The 16,753-nt window shown below is 39.9% G+C and carries 9 protein-coding genes; 4 read left to right on the top strand and 5 right to left on the bottom strand.

Features of this window, described 5'->3' with window-relative positions; all coding sequences use genetic code 11:
* Positions 1-24: 24 nt before the first annotated feature.
* The 4 genes from OM33_RS09240 to OM33_RS09225 all read right to left on the bottom strand — a co-directional run bounded on the left by OM33_RS09240 (position 25) and on the right by OM33_RS09225 (position 7,706).
* Positions 25-1,440, bottom strand: coding sequence for an FAD-dependent oxidoreductase (locus OM33_RS09240; protein WP_038641082.1), 1,416 nt, complete (start codon positions 1,438-1,440; stop codon positions 25-27).
* Between the two features lie 10 nt (positions 1,441-1,450).
* Positions 1,451-5,908 carry a glutamate synthase large subunit gene (gene gltB / locus OM33_RS09235; protein ID WP_038641080.1) on the bottom strand — a complete coding sequence of 1,486 codons (4,458 nt, stop codon included), beginning with the start codon at positions 5,906-5,908 and terminating at the stop codon, positions 1,451-1,453.
* Between the two features lie 478 nt (positions 5,909-6,386).
* A complete protein-coding gene (locus tag OM33_RS09230) occupies positions 6,387-7,298 on the bottom strand; it encodes a substrate-binding periplasmic protein (RefSeq protein ID WP_038641078.1) in 912 nt (303 codons plus the stop codon).
* A 75-nt stretch (positions 7,299-7,373) separates the two neighbouring features.
* Positions 7,374-7,706 (bottom strand): Grx4 family monothiol glutaredoxin, encoded by a 333-nt coding sequence (locus tag OM33_RS09225; RefSeq protein ID WP_010560386.1) that lies wholly within the window; start codon positions 7,704-7,706, stop codon positions 7,374-7,376.
* A gap of 234 nt (positions 7,707-7,940) precedes the next feature.
* Between OM33_RS09225 and OM33_RS09220 the strand changes: the two genes are divergently transcribed.
* From OM33_RS09220 to OM33_RS09205, 4 genes are all read left to right on the top strand, one after another.
* Positions 7,941-8,522 (top strand): Fe-Mn family superoxide dismutase, encoded by a 582-nt coding sequence (locus OM33_RS09220; RefSeq protein WP_038641076.1) that lies wholly within the window; start codon positions 7,941-7,943, stop codon positions 8,520-8,522.
* Positions 8,523-8,746: 224 nt separating this feature from the next.
* Positions 8,747-10,669, top strand: a complete 1,923-nt coding sequence (locus tag OM33_RS09215; protein WP_038641074.1) for a PrkA family serine protein kinase — start codon at positions 8,747-8,749, stop codon at positions 10,667-10,669.
* Positions 10,670-10,707: 38 nt separating this feature from the next.
* On the top strand, positions 10,708-11,988 hold the full coding sequence (locus tag OM33_RS09210; RefSeq protein ID WP_038641072.1) for a YeaH/YhbH family protein: 1,281 nt from the start codon (positions 10,708-10,710) through the stop codon (positions 11,986-11,988).
* Between the two features lie 14 nt (positions 11,989-12,002).
* The gene (locus tag OM33_RS09205) at positions 12,003-13,511 is read left to right on the top strand and encodes a SpoVR family protein (protein ID WP_038641070.1); all 1,509 of its coding nucleotides are present in this window, start codon (positions 12,003-12,005) and stop codon (positions 13,509-13,511) included.
* A 55-nt stretch (positions 13,512-13,566) separates the two neighbouring features.
* Here the strand turns inward: OM33_RS09205 and OM33_RS09200 are convergent, their stop codons facing one another.
* Positions 13,567-16,716, bottom strand: a complete 3,150-nt coding sequence (locus OM33_RS09200) for an HD domain-containing phosphohydrolase (protein WP_038641068.1) — start codon at positions 16,714-16,716, stop codon at positions 13,567-13,569.
* Positions 16,717-16,753: the final 37 nt, after the last annotated feature.

The following is a 16,753-nucleotide window of genomic DNA, read 5'->3' as shown; positions in this document are numbered from 1 at the left end:
TAAATAAAATTGAATCGATGAAGATTAAACCTCAAGATAATCCATGATACCTTCTGCAGCATTTCGCCCTTCATAAATAGCGGTAACCACTAAGTCAGAGCCCCTAACCGCATCACCACCAGCAAAGATTTTTGGGTTAGATGTTTGATGCGTAAATGCACCTTGTTCTGGCGCAACAATACGTCCCCATTTGTCGAGTTCAACATCGAACTCACTGAGCCAAGGCATTGCATGCGGTTGGAAACCAAACGCCATAATCACAGCATCGGCTGGCAGGATATGTTCTGAGCCAGCAACCTCTTCAGCACGACGACGACCATTTTGATCCGCCTCACCAAGTTGTGTTTTAACCATTTTAACACCAGTCACCTTACCGCTGTCATTGAGCACTACGCCCTTAGGTTGCACATTAAACAGAAACTCAACGCCTTCTTCTTTGGCATTTTTTACTTCACGAACAGAACCAGGCATGTTTGCTTCATCACGACGATAAGCACATACGACATTGCTAGCGTCTTGACGAATTGAAGTACGCACACAGTCCATCGCTGTGTCCCCCCCTCCCAGAACAACAACACGCTTACCCTGCATATTAATGTATGCATCAGAATTATTGTCATAACCCATTTGGTAATTAGTATTGGCAATTAAGAACGGTAAAGCATCATACACGCCATCAGCATCTTCATTTTCAAGACCTGCACGCATATTTTGATAGGTGCCCACGGCTAAAAAGACAGCATCGTACTCATCTATAATCGACTGAAGTGCGATGTCTTTGCCTACTTCCGTATTAAGTACAAACTCAACACCCATACCTTCAAAAATTTCGCGGCGATTTTCCATTACTGACTTTTCGAGTTTAAATGACGGAATACCGAAAGTCAGTAAGCCACCAATTTCTGGGTGACGATCAAATACCACAGGTTTTACACCATTTCGCGCTAGAATATCAGCACAACCTAACCCTGCAGGACCTGCACCAATAATCGCGACTTTCTTGTCACTCCAAACCACATGTGACATATCAGGCTTCCAGCCCATTGCGAAAGCAGTATCAGAAATATATTTTTCGATATTACCAATGGTCACAGCACCAAACTCATCATTCAGCGTACATGCACCTTCACACAGTCTATCTTGCGGGCAAACACGACCACACACCTCGGGAAGGCTATTAGTACGATGAGATAACTCAGCAGCTTCAATTACTTTGCCCGCTTTAATTAACTTCAACCATTGTGGAATGTAGTTATGCACTGGGCATTTCCATTCACAATATGGATTTCCGCAATCTAAACAGCGATCTGCTTGCGAATCTACTTGCTTAGCCGAAAATGGCTCATAAATTTCAACGAACTGCTTTTTACGTGACGAAATAGGCTTTTTACGCGGATCGACACGTTGCACATCGATAAATTGATATACGTTTTGCGACATACTACTTCTCCTATTGCGCCTGTATTCTAAGTTCTGCACTTGAGCGTGCTCTGTGACCAAGTAATCCTTGAACATCGCTTGATTTAGGCTTAACTAACCTAAACTTGCAAATAAATTGCTCAAAGTCAGCGAGAATTTCTTCAGCACGATTCGACTGTGTTGCCTCTAAATGTTCACCAATTAAACCGCGTAAGTGCTCATGGTGAATATTAAGATCTTCAAGTTCTACTAGCTCGACTAACTCTGTGTTGATGCGTTTATCAAAGTCACCTTTTTCATCAAGAACGTAAGCAAAACCGCCTGTCATACCTGCACCAAAGTTAATGCCTGTATCCCCTAGCACACACACAATACCGCCTGTCATATATTCACAGCCATTATCGCCCAAGCCTTCAACCACTGCGATTGCACCTGAGTTACGTACCGCAAAGCGTTCACCTGCGCGACCTGCGGCAAATAAACGTCCTCCTGTAGCACCATATAAGCAGGTATTACCGGCAATGGTTGCTAAATGAGATTTAAACGATGAACCAATTGGTGGGCGCAGTGAAATTTTACCGCCCGCCATGCCTTTACCAACATAGTCATTTGCATCACCAGTTATATGGAGTTCTAAACCACCGGCATTCCAAACACCAAGCGATTGGCCTGCTGTGCCCTGCAGCTCAATAATAATTGGATCGGCAGCTAGGCCCTGATTACCATGTTGATCCGCAATGTAACCAGACAACAACGCACCTACTGAACGATCAGTATTACGAATTGCAGCGCGAAGCTTGATAGATGTTTTGCCATCAATTGCCTCTTTCGCTTGTGCTAGTAACTGCTCGTTTAGCTTACCTTCATAATGGGACGTATTAGCAGCGCTACAATAGAGCGTTTCTCCACTTTTGTTATTTGGTGTTGCAATAACAGGCGAAAGATCGAGCTTACTTTGTTTTGCGGTTGTGCCTTCAAGCACTTCCAATAAATCGGTACGACCAATTAAATCCACTAGTTTACGAACACCTAGGCTTGCCATAATTTCACGGGCTTCATGTGCAATAAACTTAAAGTAGTTCATCGCCATTTCTGGTAAGCCATGATAATGCTTGGCACGCAGTGTTTCGTCTTGCGTTGCAACACCGGTTGCACAGTTATTTAAATGACAAATTCGTAAGTATTTACAACCAAGCGCAACCATTGGACCCGTGCCAAAGCCAAAGCTTTCTGCACCTAGAATTGCTGCTTTAATGATGTCTAAACCCGTTTTTAAACCGCCATCTGTTTGCAGACGAATGCGGTGTCTTAAACCATTCTCTACCAGCGCTTGTTGCGTTTCAGCAAGGCCTAACTCCCAAGGACAACCAGCATATTTAACAGACGTTAATGGTGATGCACCTGTACCACCATCATAGCCTGCAATTGTAATTAGGTCTGCGTACGCTTTGGCAACACCTGTAGCAATCGTACCAACACCTGGCTCAGATACCAGTTTGACCGAAATCATTGCGTCTGGATTAACTTGCTTTAAGTCGAAAATTAGCTGAGCTAAATCTTCAATTGAATAAATATCGTGATGTGGCGGTGGCGAAATTAAGGTAACGCCAGGTACCGAATAACGCAGCTTAGCAATGTATGGCGTTACTTTTTCACCTGGTAACTGACCACCCTCACCTGGTTTTGCGCCTTGCGCTACTTTAATTTGAATGACATCGGCATTTTTAAGGTAATGTGGCGTTACCCCAAAGCGCCCTGAAGCAACTTGCTTGATACGTGAGTTCTTTTCAGTACCGTAACGTGCTACATCTTCACCACCTTCACCCGAGTTAGAACAGCCACCTAAGCGGTTCATAGCGATGGCTAATGCTTCGTGAGCTTCTGGTGATAATGCACCAATACTCATAGCAGCAGAATCAAAACGTTTGTATAACTCAGTCGCATCTTCAACTTCGCTAACATCAATCGCGGTTTGACCTGTTTTGAGTTTTAATAAATCACGAATGTTTGTTACAGGGCGATTATTTACCAAATCTGCGTATTTTTCGTAGTCTTGGTAATTGCCCGAACGTACCGCTACTTGCAGTGTTTGAATAACGTCTGGGTTATATGCATGGTATTCACCATTATGTACATATTTTAATAATCCACCATGCTCCAGTGGTTTACGCTTAATCCACGCTTTACGTGACAGGTTCAGCAAATCTTGATGGAAATCGCTAAAATCTGCGCCTTGAATACGTGAGACCACGCCAGAGAAGCAAAGATCAATGACTTCATCGCTAAGCCCTACAGCTTCAAACAACATTGAGCAGCGATAACTAGCAACGGTACTAATGCCCATCTTCGACATGATTTTGTATAAGCCTTTGTTTATCGCATTGCGATAAGCCAAGGTTACATCACGGTATGATTTATCTAAGCTACCGTTATCAACCATTTGCGTCAGTGTTTCATACGCTAGATACGGATAAATAGCCGTTGCACCAAACCCTAACAACACCGCAAATTGGTGTGGGTCACGACAGCTTGCTGTTTCAATAATGATGTTCGTATCGCAGCGTAAATTTTTACTTACTAAACGACGCTGTACTGCGCCAACGGCCATTGCAGCTGGAATTGGTAATGTGTCTGGTGTTAAGCCTTTATCGCTTAACACAATTAACACGGTACCGTGACGAGCTAGTTCTTCTGCTTGATCGCATACTGTTTCAATCGCGGACAATAACGACTCATCTTTATCGTAGTTAATAGATAATGATGCAAACGAATAATGTGCCTGATCAGCCGATAAAAGCTGAGTCATATCCGAGTAAGTAAGTACCGGCGAGGAAAACTGTAGACGCTTAGCGTGACCCGTTGTTTCATTAAATACATTTTGTTCACGGCCAATACAGGTGGCCAGTGACATTACATGATTTTCACGTAATGGGTCGATTGGTGGGTTAGTTACCTGCGCAAATTTTTGACGGAAATAGTCATACACTAAACGAGATTGCGATGAAAGCACCGCAAATGGCGTGTCATCCCCCATCGAGCCTGTTGCCTCTTGGCCCGAATTACCCATTGGACGAATAACTTGGTCTAGCTCTTCATTACTGTAAGCGAATTGCTTGTGGTAAACAGACAGTAATTCATCATCAAATTCACGTTGGCCAATAAGGTTTTTGTCTTCTAGGTCTTCAAGCGGCTTTAAACGCTTAACATTGTCACTAAGCCATGCTTTATATGGGTGACGGGCTTTTAAATCTTCATCAATTTCTGATGACTGCCATACTTTGCCATGCAGCGTATCAATGACTAATAACTCACCCGGTCCTACGCGACCTTTTTCTTTTACTTCGTCAGCAGTGTAATTCCAAATCCCCACTTCTGAGGCTAAGGTAATGTGATTATCTTTAGTGATGACATAGCGAGCTGGACGAAGACCATTACGGTCAAGGTTACAAGCGGCAAAGCGACCGTCTGACATTACAAGGCCCGCCGGACCATCCCAAGGCTCCATATGCATTGAGTTAAAATCATAAAATGCTCGAAGATCTTCATCCATCGCGCGGTTTTTTTGCCATGCAGGTGGCACGAGCATTCGCATCGCACGGAAAATATCCATACCACCGGCTAAAAATAGCTCAAGCATGTTATCTAAGCTCGAACTGTCTGAGCCTGACTCATTAACAAACGGTGCTGCTGATTGTAAATCTGGTAATAGTGGTGAAGAAAACTTGTATGCACGTGCTCTCGCCCATTGACGGTTACCTTCAATAGTATTGATTTCACCATTATGTGCTAAGTATCTAAATGGTTGCGCAAGTGGCCAGCGTGGCTGGGTATTAGTAGAAAAACGTTGGTGGAATACACAAATGGCAGACTCCATTCGCATATCTGCTAAGTCAAGGTAAAAGTTTGGTAAATCTGCAGGCATCATTAAGCCTTTATAAACCGTTACCAAACCTGACAAGCTTGCAATATAAAAATGCTCATCAGTGATTTGCTTTTCAATGCGGCGTCGTGCGATGTACAAGCGACGCTCTAAATCTTTCGGGCGCCAACCTTCTGGTGCTGAAATAAAAATCTGTTGGAAACTTGGTAACTGCTCAAGTGCAATTGGTCCTAAACTAGCAGGATTAACTGGTACATCACGCCAACCCACTAGGGTCAGTGTTTCTTTTTCTAATTCATCACTAATAATCTGTTTATTTTGCTGTGCAATAACAGGGTCTGGGCTTAGGAAAAGCATACCCACGGCATAGTTTTTACCTAAGTGCCAATCATTTTCAGCAGCAACGGCTCTGAAAAAACTGTCTGGCTTTTGTAATAGTAAACCACAACCATCACCAGTTTTCCCATCTGCAGCAATACCTCCTCGGTGCTGCATTCGATCTAACCCGGTAATTGCCGTGCGAACTAACTTGTGACTCGGTTGACCTTCAATATGCGCGATAAGGCCAAAACCGCAATTATCTTTTTCTAATTTCGAGTCATATAACATGTTGGACTCCTCCCTTGCTACAGCTTAAGTGAACAATACAGTTGTGATTGACGGAAGCGTTGGCTTAAACCTATCGAATAAATATTTCAATTCGAGAAGTCGCAACATTTTTGTTAACGCGAAACAAAGGTTGCTTGGTTGGTTTTTGCCGTGTGTTCACCTGCGCGATGCTCAAAATTAACCAAGATAAGGTATATAGTCAACACAATTATGAATACATATTCATGTTATTGAATATTTTTCATTTATACATAAAATCAACAAAAGTACCGCTAAAGCGCCCATAAAAAGGGTTTTTTAATTATTAAGATCATTTTGACACCGGTATCATATTAATGTCATGTAAATGAAAATAGGTCTCAAATGTAGTTTACGTAAACGTAAACTATGCATATTAATGAATAGTTATTCATGGTAATACCAATTAACCGGATTTTATTTTTTTAAGTTGAATAAACTTATAGATTGCAGATTAATTTTAATCTTTTGGAGTGCAGTTTTCTGATTTCTGCTTAATTTCAGCAAGGGTGCCTAACTCAATAAACTCAGCAAGTTTTGCATTTATTTCTGTTTGAAGTGATTGCCAATTGGTCGACTTTTTACTTATCGCAAAATAAAAGTCATTCTCTTGAAACGGCGGGTGTACAAGTTTGATTGCGTTATCTTCAATACCTTTATCATTTGCGAGCAAGTAATTTGCCACATTGGGATCTGCAACAATGTAGTCTACACGTCCAGCCAACAGCATTTTTAAGTTCTGTGCATCATCACGCGCTTCGATAGCATTAAAAAAGCCTAAATCTAGGTGTTTATCGAATTCAGGCGTGTTTTGGTAACCCCTGACAACACCAATCCTCGCCCCTTGAATCGATGAAAAAGACCCATCATAGTTACTTTTAAAATCGTTTCGACTAATTAAGCCAATAAGCCCACCAGGGTAAGGGATTGATAGATCAAGATTATTACGTCGAAATGAGTTTGGAATTACATCACTAGGGGCCGTAACCTCAATAAAATATTCAGGGAACAAAATATCAGCTTTACCTAGTTCAGCCATTCTCACAGAGCGAGCCCAAGGGAGAAACTCTATCGTAATGCGGTAACCTAATTCTGAGAAAAGTGCACCAGTCAGCTGAAATACCCAGCCGTTTCCACACACTTTTCGATCTATATATGGCGGCCAATCAAGCGTCACTAATCTAATTATCTTTTGTGAATTTGATTGCGATTGTGGAATGATTTCAAAGCTATTTGCTGCGAGTTGTTTAACACTAGAGATTTTTGTTTGATTTTGATGCTGATAAACAAGTTTATCAGTAACCGCTAAACCTTCGATGGTATATATAAGTAGAAAAAAATATATAATAAAGTAGCGGTAAAGAACTGTCATACTAAGCTTAAAACATCAATTAATGCTTTAAGCTTAGCAAATGTAGAGGGGAATCAATTAGTAATTCACTAAAAATTATTCTGCCTCTTTATTCTTTGCAGCAACTTCAGTGATCAGTGGCTGAAGTTCACCACGCTGAAACATTTCAACAATAATGTCACAACCGCCAATAAGCTCGCCTTCTACCCATAATTGTGGGAACGTAGGCCAGTTTGCATAAGCTGGTAGCTCAGCACGAATATCTGGATTTTGAAGAATATCAACATACGCAAACTGCTCGCCACACGCCATTAATGCTTGTGAAGCTTGTGATGAAAAACCGCAGCTCGGTAATTTTGGAGAGCCTTTCATATACAGTAGAATCGAATTTTCTGCGATTTGTTGTTTGATCTTATCTAAAGTTTCCATTTACTACCTCGACACCCTAGTCACATAAGGTGAATTTTCTTTAAGTTAATACTATGCTATTTGCCTGAATTCGTGGTTTAACAGTGACTAACTGACTATAAAATAACCGCAAATTTTTATCTAGCATTGCTGTTTATAAAAACTTGAGTAAAATACTCGGGTATAGTTTAACACTTATATCGGACATCTTCATGTAAAAAGTTGTCCGCTTTTTAACGCCAACGGAGAAATAAAATGGCTTTTGAACTACCGTCACTACCTTATGCAATCGATGCGCTTGAGCCGCATATCTCAAAAGAAACTCTAGAATTCCACCACGGTAAGCACCACAACACTTATGTTGTTAAGCTTAACGGTTTAGTTGAGGGCACTGACTTCGAAGGTAAAACACTTGAAGAAGTAGTATGTAGCTCAGAAGGCGGTGTATTTAACAACGCAGCACAAATTTGGAACCACACTTTCTACTGGAACAGCCTATCTCCAAATGGTGGTGGCGAGCCATCAGGTAAAGTTGCTGAATTAATCAATGCAAAATGGGGTTCTTTTGCTGAATTCCAAGCTGCATTCAATGACAAAGCGGTTAACAACTTTGGTTCAAGCTGGACGTGGTTAGTACAACTAGCTGACGGCAGCCTAGACATCGTTAACACTTCAAATGCAGCAACACCACTAACTGAAGAAGGTGTTACGCCAATCATTACTGTTGACCTTTGGGAACACGCTTACTACATCGATTACCGTAACGTTCGTCCTGAATACCTAAATGGTTTCTGGGCATTAGTTAACTGGGAATTTGCAAACGCAAACCTAGCTTAATCTATTCCAATGTTAGTAAAGCACCTTAGCTTTACTAACATTTCCTCTTTCCCATTACAAAAAACTTACCCACTATTGCACAATATTCAACACTCTGAAAAATAGTGAAGTTTTTTCTTTAAAAATCTTTTATTTACCTCGCACATTCAAAAAACCCGTCTAACCTTATAAGTAGTGGCTAGTTTTATTGCAGTTGCAAACTTTCCGGTATTTAGGAGGTCTTTATGACAATATTTGATCATTTTCAATCTCGTTACGAAGCCGCAAAAGAAGAAGAATTTACTATTGCTGAGTTTCTTGAGATTTGTAAAGAGGATAAATCAGCCTATGCCAGCTCAGCTGAAAGGCTATTAATGGCGATTGGCCAACCCGAAATGGTAGACACATCGCAAGATCCAACTCTCAGCCGTATATTTTCAAACCGTGTTATTCCACGCTACCCTGCTTTCCAAGAATTTTATGGTATGGAAGAAAGTATCGAGCAAATTGTTGCTTACTTGAAGCATGCAGCACAAGGACTCGAAGAGTGTAAACAAGTGCTTTATTTACTTGGGCCTGTAGGTGGCGGTAAATCTTCACTTGCTGAAAAACTTAAATATCTAATGCAAAAAGTGCCAATTTACTCTTTAAAAGGTTCGCCGGTTAATGATCACCCACTGTGTCTTTTTGATCCCGTTGAGGATGGTGAGATTCTTGAAAAAGAATACGGTATAAGCAATCGCTACATCAAAACTATTATGTCACCTTGGGCGACAAAACGCTTGCATGAGTTCAATGGCGATATTACCCAATTTAAAGTAGTAAAGCGTTACCCCTCTATACTTGATCAAGTGGCAATTGCAAAAACTGAACCTGGTGATGAAAACAATCAAGATATCAGTGCATTAGTCGGTAAAGTGGATATTCGCAAACTCGAACACTATGCACAAAATGATGCCGACGCGTATGCCTATTCTGGTGCCCTTTGTCATGCAAACCAAGGGTTGATGGAATTTGTTGAAATGTTTAAAGCACCGATAAAAGTGCTTCACCCATTATTAACAGCTACACAGGAAGGCAACTATAACGGCACCGAAGGCCTCTCAGCTTTACCGTTTAATGGTATGATTTTAGCTCACTCTAACGAATCAGAATGGCAAACCTTCAAGGGCAACAAAAACAATGAAGCGTTCTTAGACCGTGTATATATTGTCAAAGTACCATATTGTTTACGTGTAAATGAAGAAATCAAAATTTACGATAAGCTACTGCAGCATTCAGAGTTAAATGAAGCGCCATGCGCTCCGGGTACGCTTGAAACACTCGCCCAATTTTCGGTACTTTCGCGTATTAAAGAGCCTGAAAACTCAAGCATTTATTCAAAAATGCGCGTGTACGATGGTGAGAGCCTAAAAGACACCGATCCAAAAGCTAAGTCGTACCAAGAATACAAAGATTATGCTGGTGTAGATGAAGGTATGAATGGTTTATCCACTCGCTTTGCATTCAAGATTTTGTCGCGCGTGTTTAACTTTGATCATACCGAAGTAGCAGCAAACCCTGTTCATTTATTTTATGTACTTGAACAACAAATTGAAAGAGAACAATTCCCGCAAGAAACGCAAGAGCGTTACCTTGAATTTTTAAAAGGATTCTTGATTCCCAAATACGTTGAGTTTATCGGCAAAGAGATCCAAACCGCCTATCTAGAGTCGTACTCTGAATACGGCCAGAATATCTTTGACAGATATGTTACCTATGCCGACTTTTGGATCCAAGACCAGGAGTTCCGCGATCCAGATACTGGCCAGTTATTTGATAGAGCAGCGCTCAATGCTGAACTTGAGAAAATTGAAAAACCCGCGGGTATCTCTAATCCAAAAGATTTCCGTAACGAAATTGTTAATTTTGTACTAAGAGCACGTGCCAATAACAATGGCAAAAACCCTGTTTGGACAAGTTATGAAAAACTAAGAACGGTCATCGAAAAGAAAATGTTTTCAAATACCGAAGATTTGCTCCCAGTTATTTCATTTAATGCAAAAACCAGTGCTGAAGATCAGCAAAAACATGAGGATTTTGTTAATCGTATGGTCGAAAAAGGCTACACAGCGAAACAAGTTCGCTTGCTCAGTGAATGGTATTTACGCGTTCGTAAGTCGCAGTAATTGAGTAGTAATAGTAACGAAGACTTACGGAGGCGTGTATGGCACATTTTATTGACCGACGCTTAAACGGAAAAAACAAAAATACGGTAAACCGCCAACGTTTTATAAGACGGTATAAACGCCAAATAAAAGAAGCGGTATCGGATGCAATTGCTAAAAGAAGCGTTACTGACGTTGAAAATGGCGAAAGCATCTCGATTCCAAGCCGTGATATGCAAGAACCGATTTTCCACCAGGGAAAAGGTGGAAAACGGGATATGGTTCACCCGGGTAACGACCAATTTAGCCAAGGGGATAAAATTAAACGTCCTCTTGGTGGACAAGGCCAAGGTGCTGGCGAAGGCGATGCTAGTGACTCGGGTGAAGGCCAAGATGATTTTGTTTTTTCAATTTCAAAAGATGAATATTTGGATTTGCTTTTCGAAGATTTAGCTCTGCCTAACCTCAGAAAAAACCAGCTTAACAAACTTGTTCAAATGAAAACCCACCGTGCTGGGTACAGTAACGACGGCGTACCTTCCAATATTGATATTGTGCGTTCATTACAAGGCTCTGTGGCAAGACGTATTGCTATGACTGCTGGTAAAAAACGCCAGTTGGCCGAATTAGAAGAAACGCTTGCAAAGCTACAAACAAACAAGAAAGAGAATCAAAGTGAAATAGCTCTACTTGAAAAAGAAATTGAGCAACTAAAAAATAAAATCGCTACCGTGCCTTTTATTGATACCTTTGATTTACGTTTTCGAAATTATGAAAAACGCCCTGAGCCTAGCTCAAAAGCAGTGATGTTTTGCTTAATGGATGTTTCTGGTTCAATGGATCAAGCAACAAAAGAGACTGCCAAACGGTTTTATATCTTGCTTTATCTATTCCTCACGAGAACATACAAAGACATTGAAGTTGTTTATATAAGGCATCACACACAAGCAAAAGAAGTAGATGAACACGAATTTTTCTACTCGCAAGAAACTGGCGGCACAATAGTATCCAGTGCATTAAAGTTAATGGATGAAATCATAAAAGAGCGTTACGACTCAGAACAATGGAATATTTATGCAGCTCAAGCTTCTGATGGCGACAATTGGGCTGATGATTCTCCACAATGTAGCGATTGGCTAACAAATAAAATCCTGCCAGTGACGCGTTATTATGCTTACATTGAAATCACAACGCGAGCACATCAAAGCTTATGGCGAGAATATCAAGTACTTGCTGATACTCACGAAAATTTTGCCATTCAACATATTAAATCTGTAGAAGATATTTACCCTATATTCAGGGAGCTATTTAAAAAAGATGCCACTGCAGATGTAGCTTAATAAAAGGACTAGTTATGAGTAAAAACATACTAAGTGATGGTCCTGATTGGACATTCGATTTACTCGGAGAATATCAAACCGAGATTGCTAGAGTTGCAGAGTTTTACCGCCTTGATACCTACCCTAATCAAATTGAGGTAATCACTGCTGAGCAAATGATGGATGCGTATTCCAGCGTCGGTATGCCTATCGGTTACAGCCATTGGTCTTTTGGTAAGAAATTTATTCAAACAGAGCAAAACTACAAACGCGGTGCAATGGGTCTTGCGTATGAAATTGTAATTAATTCTGATCCCTGTATCGCATATTTAATGGAAGAAAACACCATGCCCATGCAAGCTTTAGTAATGGCGCATGCATGTTATGGACACAATTCTTTTTTTAAGGGTAATTATTTATTTAAAACATGGACTGATGCCAGTTCGATTATTGATTATCTGTTATTTGCAAAAAACTACATAGCTGAATGTGAACAAAAATACGGTGTAGATGAAGTTGAACAACTTCTCGATTCATGTCATGCCTTAATGAATTATGGCGTAGACCGCTATAAACGCCCTCAGCAAATTTCACTTTTTGAAGAACAAAAAAGGCAAAAAGAGCGTGAAGATTATTTGCAGTCGCAAGTAAATGAGCTTTGGAAAACCATTCCATCACAACACAATGAAACAGAAACACAACAGGCACGATTTCCCAATGAGCCACAAGAGAACATTCTTTACTTTATTGAAAAACGCGCCCCTTTACTAGAAATTTGGCAGAGAGAAATAATTCGTATTGTGCGTAAAATTTCGCAGTATTTTTACCCACAAAAGCAGACCCAAGTGATGAATGAGGGATGGGCTACATTTTGGCATTACACCTTGTTAAATCATTTATACGATGAAGGTAAACTCACTGACGCCTTTATGTTAGAAATACTCCAATCGCATACCAATGTAGTCTATCAACCTCCTTATAACTCGCCATATTATTCTGGTATTAACCCCTATGCGCTCGGGTTTAATATGATGGTTGATATTCGTCGAATTTGTGAAAACCCAACTGAGGAAGATAAATATTGGTTCCCTGAAATTGCTGGCAGTAACTGGCTCGACACCCTTCATTTTGCGATGGAAAATTTTAAAGATGAAAGCTTTATTAGCCAGTTTTTATCTCCCAAATTGATGCGTGACTTCAAGTTTTTTTCCATTTTAGATAATGAAAAGGAAACTCACCTTGAGGTTAGTGCAATTCATAATGAGTCTGGCTATCGTGCTATTCGCCAAGCATTATCAGAGCAATATAACTTAAGCAATCTAGAGCCTAACATTCAGGTGTTTAATGTTGATATTCGTGGCGATCGTTCACTTACATTACGCTATACACCGCATAACGATATTCCTTTAGCAAATACCAAAGATGAGGTAATTAAACATCTTCACCGTTTGTGGGGGTTTGATGTGATATTAGAACAAGAAATGGCAAGTGGTGAAATAAACGAACTAGCTCGATGTCCGCTTGCAACAGCAAACACCGCTTAAATAAAGTTTAATAAAAAAGGCTGGTTACCAGCCTTTTTTATTATCGAATTGTCAATTACAAGTATTTGCTTAAATCTACTTTATCTACTTGCTGAACCGGCATATATTTTTTTGCATACTCTTTGTAAATACCAGAACGTAAAAACAATTTGAACACTTCAATATCAACGTGTTCATCCAAGCACATTTTATGCAAAATATCGATTGCTACACTCAATGGTTTGGCTTTTTTATAAGGCCTATCTGACGCTGTTAAAGCCTCAAATATATCCGCTAATACTAAAATTCTTTCTGGAATAGATAGATCTTCCGCTTTTAATTTTCTTGGATAACCTGTGCCTTTTAAAGTCTCATGATGAGTTGATGCAAAACGCGGTACATTCGCTAGCTCTTCTGGGAATGGCAACGAATCTAGCATTTTAATCGTGCCAATAATGTGTTCATTAATAATAAATCGGTCTTCACTGGTAAGCGTACCGCGCCCTACTTTAAGGTTATAAAGCTCACCTAAATTAGCCTTATGTTCAGGTATCTCAACATTAATACCTAAGTGGGGAGCATATTCAACTGCATGCTCGCGTTTTATAATATGCGATGTTTTATCTGCCAGTAACTGTTCTTTTACTGGCAAACATTCGTCATCATCATTTAATAAAAACATCTCTTCTAACGGAGACAGCCCTACTCTATCACTGAGATTGCGCTGCCAAGTACGTTTGGCAATTGCTTCAAGCCGCTCAAGTTTATCGTCTTCCATAAATTCGCCACCTTGGTTAATTTTGGCAACAAATTCATACTCTTCATTAAGTGATTGTCGTGTTGCGATTAACGCAGATTTTAATTCGTTTTCACGCGTTGGGTGTTGTATTAACTGCTGATAAAAATCAATTTCAGCATCGCGTAACAACACTTCAAAACGCATACGTATCTCATGAATACGATTATAAATGCATTCTAATTTACTACCTTTATCAACTATATGTTCAGGGGTTATTATTTTGCCGCAATCATGCAACCATGCCGCTAATTTGAATTCACGCTTTTTGTCATCACTATCCAGCTTAAATGCTTTAAAGTACGCATCTTCACTATCACTCGCATAATTAGCCAACATCAATCCAAGTTCAGGCACTCGATTACAGTGACCTGCAGTATATGGCGATTTATCATCAATTGCTTGTGCGATTAATTTTACAAATGAATCCAGCAGTTCAGCTTGTTTCGCTTCATAAGCTTTAATCGACTCAGCCATTTGATTAAGCGAATCAAACACCTCATCAATTTCTTTAATAAAGCTGTGTTCAACTTCAATCGCATCATAATTACGTTGTTGTATTTTTAAGTTTTCAATACTTAAACGGCGCATTGCCGCAACAATGGGGCTTGCAACAAAATAAGTCAGTGGCATTAGCAAACATAAGATTAAAATGGTCACTATAATTGATTTAGTAACATAGCTAAGCCCTTCTGCATAAGCGAGTTTTGTTGGGATCAATAGGGCTAAATAGTTTTGTTCTTCCGTGCCAAGCGTTGTTGGTGCAATAAAGAGTAAATAATCGGTATTGTTAATTTCGACAACCTGTAAGCGATTATGATTAGCATTGTCAGTGGAGAGTGTAATTAACTGTTTGTATGGTACTACGTTAGAAGCATCAACTGCTTTCGCATTAAGATCGAACGTTAACCATTGCTCAGATAAAAAAGCGAGTTCTTGCTGCGTAATATTTTCAAGTGCGAAATTCAGCAAATCGACAATTTTTTTATTTTTTGCCACCATGCGTAAGTTAGTATCAAAACTTAACAAGCTTGCATCAATATTCTTATGAAATTGCAGTCCTTCTATAAAAAACATTTTTGCGGTATAAGCTAGGATCAGCTGGCTATCAATTGCGGCATCAACTTTACCATCTTTAACAGCCAGTAAGGCAGCTTGCAAATCGCTCACTTCAATAATACTGATTTCTGGATAGCTCTGTTCTATAGCAGAAATGAGCGACCAGCCTTCAGGTATAGCTAACCGTTTATTGTTAAGTTCTGACAGTGACGAAATTGTGTTATTGCCTGGCAATGTTGCAAGTGTTAAGGGCAAATTAAGCAGCGGCTTGGAATAGGTTCCCCAACCTTTATTACTCAATGTTTGATGAACAGGTTGCAACACATCAATTTTATCATTTTGATATAAACTAACTAATTCCGACCAAGCATAACCATTGATAAAGTTAATTTCTAAGTTAAGTTTTTGCCCCAGTAAAGAGATTAATGCCGGCGTGTAACCTTTTGGCATACCTGAAATTGAAAAGTCGATCGGTGCCCAATCTAATTCATTACTCACACTTAAAGCACCTATTCTTTCTACCAATGCTTGTTGTTCTTCAGAAAGTACCAAAGGTTGCACCTTAAGCGATGCCTTTTCTTCAGCACTTTTATTACTGAGTAATAGCTCACCTTGGCTATCATAAATATAGGCTTCAATGCTGTCTGAATTGCCATTACGCTCGAAGCTACTGTTCAGTTGTTTAGCAATTGTTTGTAATGTTAAGTCAACAGCAACAACGTGGTTAGTACCATTGACGATTTTTGAATAGGTTTGCCCTGATGCCTGTAAATGATGGAACAAATAAGGTGGTGACTTTACTACATGTTTGGTGTTGGCATTGATAAACCAGTGTCTACTGCTAGCATCGTAATCGCTCTCTTCGAGCTTGCTATGTCTCACCTGCAACTTATCATTGAGGAACTCTGTTTTCCTTACTCTTCGCCCATTTTCTGTATAAATATGAATTTTAACAAAGCGATCTTCCATTGCGGCATTCAGTTGTTTGCGTACTTTTTGATTGGTCTCTAGATTTATCAATTCATAAAAGTCGCCATTATCAAAGCCGTAGTAAATAGCATAGAAATCGTTATGATCAATGAGTAGATCGGTAAGAATTTGGTCTGCTTTACCAGCCAGCGTATGCCCTTCAATTAACGACGAGTACTTAGCGAGTAATGATGCGGTATTTTTAGCAGTATCATCCATTTTAGATACCGATAACTCTACTTGCTTGGATACTTGCTCTGCAAACTGTTGACTAGCACTGACCGTTATTTGTTTAGAAAAATAATATTGTAAGCCTATAGCAACGGATGCTGTAATCACAGCTATTAGCAAGCATATAAATGCGAGAGTCACGCGAAATGTAATTTTAGTACTTGAAAACATCGTCCTTGCCTGTTTTTTTATTTAGAGTTTAGGTCTA

The sequence above is a fragment of the Pseudoalteromonas piratica genome (assembly GCF_000788395.1).
GTDB classification, from domain to species: Bacteria; Pseudomonadota; Gammaproteobacteria; order Enterobacterales; family Alteromonadaceae; genus Pseudoalteromonas; species Pseudoalteromonas piratica.
Note: the sequence above shows the minus strand (reverse complement) of the source record. Positions and strands in the feature narration are given on the sequence as shown.